Origin of the sequence: Phycicoccus sp. Soil802 (assembly GCF_001429605.1) — a bacterium.
GTDB lineage: Bacteria > Actinomycetota > Actinomycetes > Actinomycetales > Dermatophilaceae > Pedococcus.
Genome location: NZ_LMSS01000003.1, coordinates 489,036 through 503,471, shown reverse-complemented (window position 1 = coordinate 503,471; position 14,436 = coordinate 489,036). Strand labels below are relative to the sequence as shown.

At 68.0% G+C, this 14,436-nt stretch carries 16 protein-coding genes, 1 tRNA gene and 1 riboswitch; of the genes, 5 read left to right on the top strand and 12 right to left on the bottom strand.

All coding sequences use genetic code 11. The features are described from left to right. Positions 1 to 44: 44 nt before the first annotated feature. The 3 genes from ASG91_RS08990 to ASG91_RS08980 all read right to left on the bottom strand — a co-directional run bounded on the left by ASG91_RS08990 (position 45) and on the right by ASG91_RS08980 (position 3,189). On the bottom strand, positions 45 to 1,268 hold the full coding sequence (locus tag ASG91_RS08990) for an NAD(P)/FAD-dependent oxidoreductase (protein ID WP_056922273.1): 1,224 nt from the start codon (positions 1,266 to 1,268) through the stop codon (positions 45 to 47). Beyond that, positions 1,265 to 2,548 carry an NAD(P)-binding domain-containing protein gene (locus tag ASG91_RS08985; protein WP_056922272.1) on the bottom strand — a complete coding sequence of 428 codons (1,284 nt, stop codon included), beginning with the start codon at positions 2,546 to 2,548 and terminating at the stop codon, positions 1,265 to 1,267. Before ASG91_RS08985 ends, ASG91_RS08990 begins: the two co-directional genes overlap by 4 nt. Before the next feature lie 62 nt (positions 2,549 to 2,610). After that, a complete protein-coding gene (locus ASG91_RS08980) occupies positions 2,611 to 3,189 on the bottom strand; it encodes an OsmC family protein (RefSeq protein WP_056922271.1) in 579 nt (192 codons plus the stop codon). A gap of 221 nt (positions 3,190 to 3,410) precedes the next feature. Here ASG91_RS08980 and ASG91_RS08975 point away from each other — a divergent pair, with 221 nt between their 5' ends. Further along, on the top strand, positions 3,411 to 3,602 hold the full coding sequence (locus ASG91_RS08975; RefSeq protein WP_056922270.1) for a hypothetical protein: 192 nt from the start codon (positions 3,411 to 3,413) through the stop codon (positions 3,600 to 3,602). Positions 3,603 to 3,700: 98 nt separating this feature from the next. On the opposite strand, the gene ASG91_RS08970 is transcribed toward ASG91_RS08975, so the two are convergent. After that, entirely contained in the window at positions 3,701 to 4,159 is a 459-nt protein-coding gene (locus ASG91_RS08970; protein ID WP_056922269.1) for a cupin domain-containing protein, read from the bottom strand. A gap of 261 nt (positions 4,160 to 4,420) precedes the next feature. Then, positions 4,421 to 5,326 carry an SDR family oxidoreductase gene (locus ASG91_RS08965; RefSeq protein WP_056922268.1) on the bottom strand — a complete coding sequence of 302 codons (906 nt, stop codon included), beginning with the start codon at positions 5,324 to 5,326 and terminating at the stop codon, positions 4,421 to 4,423. A gap of 206 nt (positions 5,327 to 5,532) precedes the next feature. Between ASG91_RS08965 and ASG91_RS08960 the strand changes: the two genes are divergently transcribed. From ASG91_RS08960 to ASG91_RS08945, 4 genes are all read left to right on the top strand, one after another. Continuing rightward, positions 5,533 to 5,608 (top strand) — tRNA-Arg (locus ASG91_RS08960). 101 nt (positions 5,609 to 5,709) lie between these two features. Beyond that, positions 5,710 to 6,039: a hypothetical protein gene (locus ASG91_RS08955; RefSeq protein WP_056922267.1), complete on the top strand. Its 330-nt coding sequence runs from the start codon at positions 5,710 to 5,712 to the stop codon at positions 6,037 to 6,039. A gap of 442 nt (positions 6,040 to 6,481) precedes the next feature. Continuing rightward, entirely contained in the window at positions 6,482 to 6,712 is a 231-nt protein-coding gene (locus ASG91_RS08950; protein WP_056922266.1) for a DivIVA domain-containing protein, read from the top strand. Positions 6,713 to 6,753: 41 nt separating this feature from the next. Further along, a riboswitch (guanidine-III (ykkC-III) riboswitch) is annotated at positions 6,754 to 6,818 on the top strand. A gap of 11 nt (positions 6,819 to 6,829) precedes the next feature. Then, positions 6,830 to 7,144, top strand: a complete 315-nt coding sequence (locus ASG91_RS08945) for a multidrug efflux SMR transporter (protein WP_056922265.1) — start codon at positions 6,830 to 6,832, stop codon at positions 7,142 to 7,144. 93 nt (positions 7,145 to 7,237) lie between these two features. Here ASG91_RS08945 and ASG91_RS08940 read toward each other — a convergent pair whose 3' ends face one another. From ASG91_RS08940 to ASG91_RS08915, 7 genes are all read right to left on the bottom strand, one after another. After that, on the bottom strand, positions 7,238 to 7,753 hold the full coding sequence (locus tag ASG91_RS08940; RefSeq protein WP_056922264.1) for a nitroreductase family protein: 516 nt from the start codon (positions 7,751 to 7,753) through the stop codon (positions 7,238 to 7,240). A 110-nt stretch (positions 7,754 to 7,863) separates the two neighbouring features. Further along, positions 7,864 to 9,276, bottom strand: coding sequence for a glycoside hydrolase family 3 N-terminal domain-containing protein (locus tag ASG91_RS08935; RefSeq protein WP_082594030.1), 1,413 nt, complete (start codon positions 9,274 to 9,276; stop codon positions 7,864 to 7,866). A gap of 31 nt (positions 9,277 to 9,307) precedes the next feature. Further along, the gene (locus ASG91_RS08930; RefSeq protein ID WP_056922263.1) at positions 9,308 to 10,759 is read right to left on the bottom strand and encodes a glycoside hydrolase family 32 protein; all 1,452 of its coding nucleotides are present in this window, start codon (positions 10,757 to 10,759) and stop codon (positions 9,308 to 9,310) included. Then, positions 10,760 to 11,194: a LacI family DNA-binding transcriptional regulator gene (locus tag ASG91_RS21020; RefSeq protein WP_200961272.1), complete on the bottom strand. Its 435-nt coding sequence runs from the start codon at positions 11,192 to 11,194 to the stop codon at positions 10,760 to 10,762. It lies immediately after the preceding gene. Positions 11,195 to 11,217: 23 nt separating this feature from the next. Continuing rightward, positions 11,218 to 12,177 carry a carbohydrate ABC transporter permease gene (locus tag ASG91_RS08925; RefSeq protein WP_235545493.1) on the bottom strand — a complete coding sequence of 320 codons (960 nt, stop codon included), beginning with the start codon at positions 12,175 to 12,177 and terminating at the stop codon, positions 11,218 to 11,220. Further along, entirely contained in the window at positions 12,174 to 13,157 is a 984-nt protein-coding gene (locus tag ASG91_RS08920) for a carbohydrate ABC transporter permease (RefSeq protein ID WP_056922261.1), read from the bottom strand. Before ASG91_RS08920 ends, ASG91_RS08925 begins: the two co-directional genes overlap by 4 nt. 93 nt (positions 13,158 to 13,250) lie before the next feature. Then, entirely contained in the window at positions 13,251 to 14,435 is a 1,185-nt protein-coding gene (locus ASG91_RS08915; protein WP_056922260.1) for an ABC transporter substrate-binding protein, read from the bottom strand. Position 14,436 lies beyond the last annotated feature (1 nt).

Sequence of the window (14,436 nt, the reverse complement as noted above, 5' to 3'; positions counted from 1 at the left end):
GTGCCGTCTGCCGTCTGTGACGTCTTCCAGAAAGGTCTTCAACGCTAGCGACCGGTGCCAGGCATGTCAGCCGAGACAAGCTCGCCCAAACCGGTGGCAACCGGGCGCGCCAGTCGCGGCGGCAGGGACTGGAGCAGCCCGACCTCGTCGCTCATGGCGGAGCTGACCTCGCGCAGCAGCTGCTGGATCTCGGCGGAGTCCCAGCCGTACCCGGCGATGCGGTCGCTCACGTCGAACAGCTGCGACGACAGCCGGTCGCGCTTGGCCTGGTAGCCGGATAGGGCGACGGCCTCGGACTGCTCGCCGGCCCACGTCGCCAGCAGGCCGTCGGCGAGCAGCTCGGCGTCGCGCAGCGCGTCGGTCATGCCGTGCGTCGTGATCGGGTCGCGGAAGTAGCCGGCGTCACCCACCAGGGCCCACCCGGGGCCGTGCGACCGACGCACGTGCCCGCGCTGCCCCGACCAGCCGCGCAACCGACCCACCCGCGTCGCCGCCTCCAACCGGTCCCTCAACAGCGGTGCAGCCCTCCCGAACAGCTCGGCGAACGCGGCGTCAGCGCCGTTGCGCCGGGCCAGCCGGAGCAGCTCGGGGGTGGTGCCGACGAAGACACAGGTCTGCCCGTCGTTGGTCGGGATCAGCCCCGCCGCGGTGGCGGTGCCGTAGGCCCACTCGTAACCCTCGGTCGGGAGCCCGTCGAAGTAGCCGTAGAGCACGGCGCCGCCCGCGGTCGAGGCCCGCTCGACCGGCGCCCCCACCGCGGAGGCGACGGTGGACCTGATCCCGTCGGCACCGATCGTGGTCTTCGCGTATGCCGTGAACGTGCCGGTGGCCGCGTCGACCCCGCGCACGCCCGTGACCCGCCCACCGGGGTCGGTGAGCAGGTCGGTCACGGAGACGCCGTGCCGCACCTCGGCCCCGGCTGCCGCGGCAGCGTCGACGAGGATCCGGTCGAGGACGTGCCGGCGCGGTGCGTACAGCGCCGGCACGCCGTGGCTGGCCCGGATGGAGATCCGGACCGGGCTGGAGCCGGGGTAGTGGAACAGGGTCCGCGTCACCGGCGGCGTGCCGGCTGCGGCGACCTGGTCGAGCAGCCCCCACCGCGACAGCTGCAAGACCCCGGCCCGCATGAGGCCGTGCGTCGACAGGGTGTCAGAGCCGTAGGGGCTGCGCTCGAGGAGCAGCACCCTGGCCCCGGCCCTGGCCAGCAGCATCGCGGTGGACGCGCCGGCCACCCGGGCGCCGACGACGACTGCGTCGTAGGTGGTCATGACGCCTTCCCTTCACAACGCTCATCCTTTGCGGCGACGGCCGCTCGGTCCGCGCCCACGAGGTCGGCCACGACCATCGCGGCGTCGTGCCGCGCGCCGTCGACCATCCCCGAGTTGCGGCGGTGCTGGAACCGCTGGCCGACGACGTAGACCCCCGGGGCCTCGGTCCGGCCGCGCTGCTGCCGGATCGAACCGTCGGCTGCGGTGATCGGCAGCTGCAGCCACGGGTGGCTCTGCTGGTAGCCAGTCGCGAGCAGGACCGTCCGGATCCCCGCAGCCGCGAGGTCCAAGGTCGAAGGCGCGCCATGCACCGCAACGGTTTTCGGCCGCTCGGCCGCCCAGACCTCACGCGTCAGCCCGCTCTGGTCGATGTGCCGGTCGACGGTGTCGAGGAACCGGTGCATCCGGTTGTCGGCGCCGCTGACCGAGTCGACCAGGTCGTCGGCGAAGCTCACCCGTTCGCCTTCAGCTCCCACCAGGTGACCGGCCAGCAGGACTCCCCTGGCCTGCAACGTGCGCAGGTCGAGGTTTCGGGACTGGGTGTGGTGGCCGCGTCGGCCGATCAGCTGCAGCGACGGCTCGCGCCGGGCCTCGTCGGCGTCGCGCACCTCGTCGATGGTGCGGGCCGTGCGGCCGGTGCGCTCGAGCCACCAGTAGATGTCCATGCCGCGGTACTCGCGGGGCATGCGGTTGTGCCGACCCACGGCCACCACGACCTCACGGCCGGCCGCGGCCAGCTCGTCGGCGATCTGCACACCGGAGGCCGAGGCCCCCACGACCAGCACTCCACCCTCGGCGACCTGCCGGGTGTTGCGGTAGTCGGCCGAGGTGGTCAGGTGGACGTCAGCGCCGAGGCCCTCTAAGGCCGCCGGGATCCGCGGCTGGCCGCCGGGTCCGGTCGCGATGACGACGTGGCGCGCGAGCCAGGTCGCGCGGTCGGTGACGACGCGGTAGCGGTCACCCACTGCACTCACCTCCTCCACACGCACACCGGACAGGACCGGGGCACTGAAGCTCGCGGCATACCTCTCGAGGTAGCGGACGAACTGGGAGGCGCTCATGAAGCCGTCGGCGTCGGGGCCGGTGTGGGACCACTCGGGCAGGCGGGCCATCCAGTTGGGGGTGAGCAGGTGCAGGGAGTCCCAACGGGCGGTGCGCCAACTCTCGGCGACGCGACCGCGGTCGAGGACCACGTGGTCGCGGCCTTCAAGGGTCAGCAGTCGGCTGACGGCGAGACCTGCGTGGCCGGCACCGATGACGACGGTGTCGATGGCGGGCATGGTGTTGCTCCTTCTGGTGCGCCCCGTCCGGGATCGCCGGACGGGGACGCGCCTGGTTTCGCTCAGCCGGTCACGACGGAGACGGAGACGGGTGTGGGGTTGGTGAGCACGTCGTAGACGGCGGAGCGGCGGCGCGACTGCTCGACGATGCCGCGCAGGGTCTCGTCGTCGGCGTCGCCCTCGATGTGGAACTCGACGCGGATGCCCTGGTAGCCGTTGCGGACCGAGCCGTCGGACAGGCCGAGGATGCCGAGCAGGTCGATGTCGCCCTCCACGGTCGAGGTGACCTTGGTGAGCTTCACCCCCCTGGCCGACGCGATGTTGGCGATGCCCGCGGTGAGGCAGGCGGCGAGGGCGTGCAGCAGGTACTCGACCGGCGTCGGCGCGTGGTCGGCGCCGGTGAGGACGACCGGGTGGTCGGCGTCGAGCACCGTCTCGTGGGTGTGCGTCAGCTCCTGGCCGGCGCCGTAGAAACCGTGGATGCGCGACTGGCTGTGGGTGCCGGTCTGCCAGGTGTTCTCGGCGCGGAACTGGAACTTGGCGATCTCGTTCTGTCCCTTGACGGCGTCGAGGGTGGCGAAAAGGGTTGCCACGTCCACACCGTTGATGGATGCGGGGGTTGCGTATGCCGTGTTGCTCATGGTGGAGCTCTCCTTCGGAAGCGCCGGTGTCCCGGCGGATTGGTTGATGGAGAGGACCGTAGGAACGGCACCTTTCGCCGACCTTTCGCCTGCTGGCCGGCCGCTCAGGCGGCGCGGAAGGTGCGGGGCGGCGACGCGGAAGGTCTGCGGAAGGTCGCTCGGTCAACCTGCTCGGCAGGCACCAAGGAGATCGGCTCCTTGGCCTGACCAAGGAGATCGACATGAGTGAGTTGACGACGATGACGATGGCCGTGCACAAGGTGGCGACGCTGGAGTCCCAGCACCCAGTCCACGCAATGGCGTACGACCTCGCACTCGAGAAGCGGCAGGCACGCCGTGCCCGCTGGTCGCAGTTCCGATCGCGGCTGACCGTGTCAGCCGGGCGTGAAGCCGCCCTCAGCTCTGGATGCTGAGATGCGCCTCACGGGGCGGGCGCGTCACGGGGAGACACCCCGGCGACGCGCCCGCCTTTGCCATGCCGTGCCCCTCCCTGAGGGGCACCCTCTGTTGGTCAGCAGCCCGGGTCGGGCAGGTCCTCACGCAGGACGGTCGTGCCCGCAGGGAACAGCTGCGTGATGCGCAGGACGGCGTCCGTGGCTCCGGGGTTGGTCACGAGGTGTCCGGGGACCTCGGTGAACGCCTGGCCCGCGGTGAAGGTCTGCGGCGCTGAGCAGTCCGCGAACTGCCGGGTGACGGAGCCCGACTCGACGACGGCCAACACGATGCCCGGGTGGGCGTGCCAGCCCGAGGACGAGCCCGGCGGGTAGGTCAGCGTGAAGGTGCGGACGGTCGTGTCAGAGCCCACCTTGAGCTCGATGTTGTCCTTCTTCGCCTTCGACGGCCCGGCCAGGGTGCCCAGGACGAGCTGGGATGCTGCGGGTCCTGGAACGCTCGGCGGCGTGGCTTGGGCGCCAGTCGACACCGAGAGCGCTGCGGCTCCCAGCAGGACGACAGCGGCGACAACGGTCATGGCTGTGGTCTTTGGCTTCATCAGAGGTCCCTTCACTGGTGGAGACAGACGCCGCCGGGTCTGGCCGCCTCCAGCGCGGAATCTCCTCCCTTCCCCCACCACGCGTGACGACTCACGGTCAACGGCGCTGATCGCAAGCATGCCGAGGCAAGGTGGCGCGAACACCCCCTCTTCGTCCTACGCCAAACGTGGACTCGGGTCCTACGCCAAACGTGGAGGGCTCGGCCTCGGCGTCGAGCCGCGCCGGACAGAGACTTGGCGCTACCCGGCTGCGAGGGCGGCGGCCTGCTGGTTGATCCAGTCGGTGGTGGAGCGCGGCGTGATGCCGCGCTCGCGCAACGGCGCGTCGTCCCAGGTGATCTCGTACTCGTCCATCATGACTCCGAGTCCGATGATGCTCGCCATGGCGTCGCCACGGCCGCTCAGCTGCAGGACCTTGGTCAGGAGCCGCGCCACCGGGAGTGGGGCGCGCATGACCTTGATCGACCTGCCGGTGGCGTGCTCGGCGACAGCCACACACTCGTTGCGGCTGAGGGCTTCCGGCCCTCCGAACTCGATCAGCTCGGGTGGGTTCCGCTCGGTGGCGACCGCTGCCACCAGGGCCGCGACGTCCTCGGTGGCGACCCACCGGTGCCTGGTGTTCCCCCGGCCGAAGGTGGCGACGCGGCCGGCTTTGAGGTCGAAACGCCCCACTGCTGCGACGTGCACCTCCTGGAATGCGTCGGGCCGCACGATCACTCGCCGCATCGAGGACCTCGCGAGCCGACGCTCGGTGGCGGCCTTGGCCCGTGACATCGGCGTGGCCGGCCCCTCCCCAACGCCTGCGTAGGAGAGGTAGACGAACCGCTGGACCTTGTTGGCTTCTGCGGCGTCGATGAGCGCAGCCATCCCCTGGTCCTCGACCGCGCGGATGGTGGGCCCCTTGACCCCGGCCAGCCGTCGACCGATGACTGTCGCGCTGGCGATGACGATGTCGACCTCATGGCACGCCGCGCGGAGGGAAGCCGGATCGGTCAGGTCGCCCTGGACGAGCTCGGCCCCAGCGGCGCGAAGCGCAGACCCGTCCGAGCCGGCCCGCACCAAGCAGCGGACCCGATGTCCGGCATCGAGGAGGCGGCGCACGACCCGCCCACCAAGGTCACCGGTGCCACCCACCACGAGGATCATCGCGGCCTCCCAGGATCGCGGGCGGGGTCACCCGGTTGCCTCAGGATCGTCCTGCGCAGCGATCGAGGTCAATGGTCGGTCGCCGGAGGTCCGGGGTTCGTGACCGGGGGACGAGCAAGGGCGGGCTTGGGCTACCCTTCCTGTCGCAGGGCTTCCAGTGCTCTCGGTCGCAGCGACCGTGACAGCGAGGGTCCAAGCCTTGCCCCGCCCTCGTAGCTCAGGGGATAGAGCACCGCTCTCCTAAAGCGGGTGTCGGCAGTTCGAATCTGCCCGAGGGCACCACTTCCAAACGCCGGCGAGAGTCCGGTCGGTCCGGATACTTCGGGGAGGTCGGCACCGGTTGTGGTAGACCTCGAAGTACCGGATCGTCGAGAGGTAGCCAGGTGCAGGTCTACGAAGAGATGGTCCGCGACGCACTGAGTGAGCTCGCAGACGAGGATTTTCAACGCCAGGTCTGGACCAGCCTGACCCCGTCCGGCCAGTCCTCGCTCGAGGAGTGCTGGGAGCGGCTGTTCGACGACAGTGGCCTGGGCGCCGCACTCGACGGTCCGACGGAGGTGTTCGGCGAACACCCAGACCAGTGCCTGCGCGAGCTGGATGCGGCCTTGCGTCTGGTGCCGGCGACTGCCTCCGCAGATGACGTCATCGCGAGCGACGAGATGGGTCTCGTCCGCGGCCTCGCAAAGTCGACTCTCGGCCACCTTCCCGACTAGCCCTGCGCGAAGCAAGGGCTACAGCTTCTGCGCCTTGGCGACCTCAAATGGCTGCGGCCTGAGACTCCTGGGACAGCTAGACCGGCAGCCTGAGCGCGCCCATGTTGGGCGGGTCAAAAGCAGCTATGAGCGCGCACACTCGATAGATGGACATTAAGGCCCTGAACTGCTTGGTAAGGGGCCACCGTTGGCAACGGGAGCGGCGGCCCAACGACACGGAAATACTGACGTGTCGACGATGTGGAGCGGTCGAAGTCGAGAAACACGACATCGACCATCCGACCAAACCCTTCAGCAGCGGCAGCCCCGGAGTCGGACCCCTCAGGTAACGCGCTCACCCTCCTGACGCAGGTCACGATCGCGCAGGGCCGAGTCGACCGATGCAACGTCTGGCAACTGCCGCGGACATGCTCCGACGGCCTCCGGGGCGCATCATGGGTTCATGCTGACCTCGAAGGACGTCACACGACAGAACTTCACCCCGACGTCGATGCGCCGCGGGTATGACGAACGCGAGGTCGACGACTTCCTCGACCAGGTGATCGAGACTCTGCGCTACTACGAACAGGGAGGTCGGCCGGCTCCGGAAGCATCCGCCAGCCCCCAGCGTCCTGACTCCGCTGGGCTGGCGCAGAAGGCGTCACGCTGGTTGCGCGGAGATCCAGAGTCCTAGGTGCCTGTCGGTCGACCCCGTCTCGGCTTCTCATAGACTCAGGCACGAGCCGATCAGGCTCGCCGGACGAGGGAGCCGTACCCGGACTGCGACAAGACGGCCTTCCAGGAGCTCGTCATGGCGTGGTTGGTGCTCATTCTCTCCGGTGTCCTCGAAGCCGTTTGGGCTGTGGCCCTCGGCAAGTCCGAAGGATTCTCGCGGCTCGTTCCCTCAGTGGTGTTCCTCGCGGGGCTCGGCCTCAGCATGGGCGGGCTCGCGTACGCCTTGCGCACCCTGCCGATCGGGACCTCGTACGCGATCTGGGTCGGCATCGGGGCATCGCTGACCGTCGCCTACGGCATGGCGACCGGGGCAGAGTCGGTGACACCCGTCAAGGTGCTGCTCTTGGTTGGCTTGGTCGGTTGCGTCGTGGGGCTGAAGCTGACCCACTGACCCACTGACCCCTGAGCCGCTCGAGACGTCGGCACGACGCCAAGTTGCGGGCGCAGCGGGCGCTAACAGCGCGGCATACCTCGTTGTTTGGGGTCACCACCGCCCGCGGTGCACGACCTCGTCGAACGGCCGGCGGTTCAGCCGGTGGATGACGGCCAGCGGCTTGTCGGCGGGATACCCGACGGAGAGCAGGTAGGCCAGGAATCGTCCCTCGGGGAAGCCCAGGACGCCTCTGGCCTTGGCCTGGTCGGTGGCCGCCGCATGGCCCGTGCCGACCCCCAGGTCTGCCGCCGCGATCGTCATCGCATACGTGGCCTGGCCGAGGTCGTACTGGAGCAGCTCCGACTGCCGATCATCCTTCGGCTCCGGCGCGACGATCGCGATTGCGGCAGCTGCTCCGGCGACATGTCGCGCGCCCTGCCAGACCTTGGCCAGCTCGGCCAGCTGCGCCCGGTCCGTGACGAGGACGAGATCCCACGGTTGCCAGTTGCCCGCCGACGGAGCACGCCGGCCTGCCTCGAGGATCCGGTCGAGCGCCTCGTCAGAGACCGGCTGGTCGGTGAACTGCCTGACGTTTCGTCGCGCGCGCATGGCGTCCCAGGTCTCCACGGTCCAATCTTGCGCCTCGACGTCGCGGGTGACGACTGCCTGCCGAAGCCCGTTCGTGGGGAGACAGGCGGAGCAGGAGGAGTGACTGAAGCCGCGCGTGCGGCGAGACGTCAGAGCTGCGTGTTGAGGTAGCCCTGCAGCTGTGTCACGGTCCGCGAGTTCCACGTCCGCGCACCGTCGGTCGCGATGCCGAGGTAGAGCTGGAGGGCCCGGATGGACGCCAGACCCCAGACACCGTCGGGGGTCGTGCCGACTCGCGTCTGCAGTGCCCGGATCGTCGTCGGGTTGAGCGTGCCGGTGACGCTGACGCCGAGCCAGCGCTGGAGCGCGGAGATCGTGTGGGCGCCGAGGGATCCGTCCAGCGCGAGTCGAGCGCCGAGTAGCCCCTCGGCAGCCTTCGCGGTGAGCACCCTCATCACCGCCGTCGCAACCTTGCCGCGGAAGACAGAGTCACTCGCGGCGCGCGAGGTCACCGCGGTCACCATCACCGGGATGGTCGAGGCGTTGACGGTCAGCACCTCGTCCCCTCCGGCGTCGATGAAGCGGACTGCACGGTCGCCCGCCGACCATGCCGCGACCGCCTTGGCGTTGCCGAGGTCGTCGCTCATGACGACGCCGCTAAAGCCGAGGTTCGTCCGAAGGAGGCCAGTGATGACAGTCGGCGAGAACACCGCCGGACGCGACCCGTCGATCTTGGTGTAGACCGCCGACGACGTCATGACGATCGGGACGCCGTTCGCCACGGCCGACCTGAACGGCGCGATCGAAGCGGAGCTCGTCGTCGTCACGGTGTCCTTCACACCCGCGGTGGTGTCGGTGTTGGCAGTGACGTAGCCCAGCCCGGGGAAGTGCTTGGCCGTCATCGCGAGGTCAGCCGAACGCTCGCCCGAGAGGAACGCGCCACCCTTGGTCGTCACAACGCTCGGTGTGTGGCCAAACTCCCTCTGCCAGTGGCCAATCGGCGGGTTGGTCGACGCAGTCGCAGCAGGTACGGTGTCGAGCACCGGAGCGAGGTTCACGTCCACGCCAGCGCGGCGCAGTTGTCGACCCCAGGTCCGCGCTGACGACGTCAGGGTGGTCGTCGACCACGTACCCATGGTCAGGGCGGTCGGCATCCGCGAGAACCCGCTGCCTTGCAACACCTGGACGTAGCCGCCCTCCTGGTCCGTGGAGATCCACAGCGGGACGCCCGCCGTGGCGGTGCCCGTGGCCAGCCGGTCGAGGCGCGCAGTCAGGGCACGGATCGGCGCGGCGCCGACCGTGGACCGGCCGGTGAGGATCACATTGCCGACGTGGTATTTCCCGATCGCGGTCGCCGCAGCGGAGGACAGACCGGTGGCTGGCGTGCCGACCATGAACAGTTGGCCGATGCGCTGAGCGTTACTCATCCGCGTGTATGCCGCCTGCGCCAATCCCGCAGCGGTGGTCGCCTCCGCGCGGGGAACGGCCGGGGCACCGACCGAGACCACTCCCACAGCTGTGGCAACGACGAGACCACGGATCAGACCGGAACGGGCCCGCATGGGGACCACCACCTCGGCTCGGCGGAACGCTTCACCCCTGAGACGTCCAAGAGTCCGAGGAGGTTGGTCCGTCGCCCGGCCTACCCGTCTGGTGCGGGGAGCGATCCGAGCCTGTCAACTCCCATACGCGTACGTGGGCGTGCTTGTGCCCGGTCAGCTCTAGCGACCATGGTGGTGGATTGGTTGGGTAGAACCTGGTCGTCGCGACCCTGCCGCCCGGGAGGAAGAGCTCGAGGATGGACCCGTCTACGAACCCCACGATGCCGTCGGTAGAGCGCAGTTCGTCGAGGTCGCTGAGGGTGAACACGCCTCCGTCGGCCCTGGGGTCGTGGCTCGCCTGCTCGCGATCGATCGTGACGCTGTTCGCACCGTAGTCGACCGAGATTTCGAGGTACTCACCCTGCCCGAAGTGGAGGCGCAGGACGCATGCGTCGTCAGTGACGGGGCCGAGGGGGGTCATCAAGAGTTCCAATTGGGCCCCGAGTCCATCGAGGCTTCCGGGCACGGCCCGACCGGACTGCTCCACTCGCAATGTCGACATCTGCGCAAGCGGCGCGCTGGAGAGAGCGCCGTCGGGCCGGAGAGACACCGCGCGAGGAAGGGTGAGCATCCCCGACCAGCCGTCCGCCTGGCACCACTCCGGGGAGCGTCCCTCCGTCGCCCAGCCCCAGACGAGTGGGCCGTAAGGGCTGTGGCCCAGGGCCGATGCCGCATAGAAGTTGGGGCCGTGGTCGACCAAGTGCAGGGCCGACGCCTCCACCTCCGGGTTGGTCGAGCGATCCGGGGCTGCGACCGAGAGGACGTTCATGATCCCCTCGGTTGGCGACCAGGACCCGACGATCGCGACGAGCTGACCGTCGAGGACCAGGACCTGAGGGCACTCCCACATGGCGCCCGAGTCCCATCCGTCGGTCCTCGTGCGAGGCATTCTCAGTAGGGGCCCGGCGTACGCCCAGGTTTCGAGGTCGTCGGACTCGTAGAGCCGGACCATGGCGGTCTCATCGGAGGTGCCGGCACCCATGGCCATCCGCCAGATGGGTCCGTCGCGCCACACGAACGGGTCACGGAGGACCTCGATGTTCTCCACAGCAGCCGGACTCTCCACGACCTCGCGCGGCCGGGCGAAGGAGAAGCCGCCGTCGCTCGAGGTAGCGCTGAGGGTGCGTTGCAGCGGCTCGCCGATGACGTTTCCGGAGTAGAAGGCCCGCACGAGCGACGAGTCGTCGAGGACGGTGTTCCCGGACCAGCACCCGCCTCGGTCGCCCAGCTGTGGATGCGGGGTGATCGCGGGCCTGTGGTAGTCCCAGTGCACGAGGTCTGTACTGGTGACGTGGGCCCACAGGACTGGTGATGCAAGGTCGAGGGTGGGCCGGTACTGGTAGTAGAGGTGGGCGAGGTCCCCGACGAGGATCGGGCCGTTCGGGTCGTTCATGTACCCGGTGGGTGGACGCACGTGGTACTTGGGAAACAGGTGCTCGCTCATCTAGCTCCTGGCAGAAGGACTCGTTGGGAGACCTTCAGCCTTGGCTCCTTCGGATGCAATGGCTTCCCCACTGAAGGCCTCCCGGTCGACGGGTAGCGCAACCTTGTGCATCCGCCTCATCGATGCCGCAGCCTCGTTCCGTTCATACCCCACCAACCCAATCGCCTGGAGCACAGCAGCGCGGGTGGTGTCGCGAACGTGGGGATTTCCGTTCACGACGCGCGAGACGGTGGCGATGCTCACTCCAGCGATCCGGGCCACATCCCTGACCGTGGGCGTGCCGCCTGCGTGCTGGTCCCTGGGATGCGCTCTCGCCGACTTCAACCCGTCGTCCCGGGTGGGCCCTCCCGGTTCGGTTCCTGCAACCGCAGGGTGGTTCTGCGACGCGGAGGTTGGTGCGTCGCCGTTTGGCGCCGGGCGAGGAGATTGAGTCATGGCGGACATGGAGCCGTCTCACCTCAGCCCTTGACCGCGCCCGTGGTCATGCCGCGGATGAAGAACCGTTGAAGTGACAGGAAAACCAAGACCGGGACGATGATGGTCACGAAGCCCGCCGCTGGGATGAGTTCCCGCCCTTGCCCGGTCTGTCCTTGCAGTCCCTGGAGGGCGACGGTGAGGACGGTGTTTTCCCCACGGCCAAGGAAGAGCAGGGCGACGAGCAGGTCGTTCCAGACCCAGAGGAACTGGAAGATGGCGAACGAGGCGAGGGCGGGGACGGACATCGGAACGATGAGGCGCCAGAAGGTGGTGAAGTGGCTGGCGCCGTCGATCTTGGCAGACTCGATGATCTCGCCGGGCAGGCCCGACATGTAGCCGCGGAAGATGTAGACCGCCAGCGGCATGCCAAACCCTAGGTGGGTGAGCCACACAGCGAGGAACGTCTGGTTGATTCCGAGTTGGCCGTAGAGCTTGAGGAGCGGCACGAGGGCGACCTGGTTGGGGACGACGAGCAGGCCAACGATCACGACGAATATGACGTTGCGGCCGCGCCATGTCATGAAGGTGAAGGCGTAGGCGGCGAAGGCGGCGATGAGGATCGGGATGACGGTCGCTGGAACCGTGACCACAAGGCTGTTGATGAATGCTTCGCCCATGTTGGCGCCGTTGGCGTCGGCACTGCTGAGCACACGGTCATAGTTGTTGAGGGTCCACTGGGTCGCGTCGAGCGGGTTGCCGAAGACGCTCCACCAGCCGGAGTTGAACTGGCTGTCCCTGGTGCGGAACGAGTTGATCAGCAAGCCCGCGATGGGCATGAGCCACACGACGCAGGCGAATGTGAGGACGATACGTACCGGCCATGTTGCCGCGCCGGTGACCATGCCTCCACCACGCCCGTCGGCGCTCTTGGCACGGAGCGAGCGCCGGGACGGTTTTGTCCTGCTGCCGCCTGCGCGCGGGGGGTCCATGATGTCGGTCATCTGCCTGCCTCCTCGGCCTTGAAGTGCCGCACTTGCACGATGAGGACCGGAGTGATGGCCAGCATCAGCAGGACGACGATGGTCGCGGCGTAGCCCGCGTTGCCGTTGGTGAAGAGTTCGTTGTAGAACCGCCGGCCGATGACGTCCGTGTTGAAGGCGCCGTTGGTCGTCACGTACACGATGTCGAAGACCTTCATGACTCCGATGAGCACGGTGATGAAGACGGTGATGATCGTGCCCTTGATCTGAGGAACGATGATTCTGAAGAAGATCCGCCGTTCGTTCGCGCCATCGATCCGCGCCGCTTCGATGGTTTCCTCGGGTGTGGCCTTGATGGCAGAGGACAACAACACCATTGAGTAGCCAGCCTGGGTCCAGATGAGGATGACCATGAGGAGCAGGCTGTTGAGGTGGAGTGTCTCGATCGAGTACCAGAACGTGGGACCGGCGTGGAAGAGTCCCTGGACGGCGTTGAGCAACCCTGTCTGGGTTTCACCCTCCGGCTGGTACTCGTAGATGGTGCGCCAGATCGTCGCTGCACCGACCATGCTGATCGCCATCGGGAGAAAGATGGCGGTCTTGGTGACCCTCTCTCCCCTCGGCCGAAGTCGATCGGCGAGGACTGCGACGCCGAGCCCCAGGACGATGGTGCCTGCGGGGACAATGAGGATCCACAGGAGGTTGTTGAGCAGGACGCCGAGGAAGTCGCTGCTCGTCAGCAGGTCCTTGTAGTTCGCCAGTCCGACGTACGTCGTTGATGTGGCGTTCGCGAAACTGAGCTGGACGGTGACTACAGCTGGGTAGATGAGGTAGACGCCGATAGCGAGGATCGCAGGGCCCGCGAAGGCCCAGGGTTTGATTCGGTCCTCCCAACGGTGGCCGAGGGACTCCACGAGCTTGTTGAGGATCCAGAAGAGGAGCATCGCGCCGCTGATGCCTCCGAGGATCGCGAGTACCGCGCTGGCGAGCTTGATCACCATGGGGCTGTCCTTTCGTGCAAGCGATGGCGACGACGTCACCTGGTCTGGAGGCTGGTGGCCGCGGGCTCCTGAAGCTCCCGCGGCCACCAGAGTTCAGCTGCCGGCCTTCGGCCAGCTGGCGTCGATCTTCTTGAGCGCCTCGTCGAGGCTCTCCTTCCCCGAGATCCACGCGACCGGCTCGGTCCAGAAGGTCCCGGCCCCGACCTTGGCGGGCATGAGGTCGGATCCGTCGAAGCGGGCGGCCGTGGAGCTGTAGAGGACGTCTGAGGCAATCGTCCGGAGCATCTCGTTGGGGTAGAGCGAGACGTCGAACGACTTGTGCGGCGAGAAGTAGCCGGCCTTACCGACCTCGACGCCGTTCTCCTTGCTGGCAATGAAGTTGCGCAGCTTGACTGAGTTGGCGTCGTTGCTGAAGGCCGCGGCAAGGTCGCCGCCGGTGAGGACGGGGTTGTTGCCGGCTTGCTTCGCGGGGAAGGCGGCGACGCCGACCTCGGTGTCCAGCTTGGCGAGGACGGCGTCCGGGAAGCCACCCTTGCCGGCCACGAAGGTGGCCTGCTTGAACAGGTAGCAGCCCGGAGGCTGCTTGAACAGGGCGTTACCACCGGTCTGGAAACCCGTCGCGATGATGGCCTTGGTTCCCCCGAGGACGTTGCCATTGGTCATGGCGATCTTCTGGAGGTACTCGAAGGCGGGCTTGATCTCGGGGCTGGAGAACTTGAGCTCTCCCTTGACCCACTTGTCGTAGTTCTCCGGCCCGGCCAGCCGCAGAACCAGGTCCTCGATCCAGTCGGTGAGCGGCCACCCGGTCGCCTGGCCGGATTCTGCGGCGATGCACCAAGGGGTCTTCCCCTCCGACCTGATCTTGTCGGTGAGGGCGGTCAAGTCATCGAGCGTCTTCGGCACGGTGTATCCGGCGGCCGCAAAGGCCGGCTTGTCGTACCACAGGAGGCTCTTGACGCTGACGGCTGCGGGCAGGCCGTAGACCTTTCCGTCGGGGCAGGTGCCCGCCCCGACGAACCCGGGGACGAGGGTCGCCGCGTCCAACTGCACCGTCGCGTCGTCGTACGGAACGACCTTGTTCTGCGCGGCCAGGCCACACATGAGGCCCGGCTGGGGAAACAGGCCAACGTCCGGCGCACTGCCGCCGGCGACGCGCGCACGGATCTCGGTGTCCCAGGAGCCGGCCTTGGTGAACTTGATCTTGAACCCGTTGGCCTGGGCGAAGACGTTGAGGTCCTTCTGGAAAGCCGCCTCCTGGCTGTCGCCGAACCCGTACATG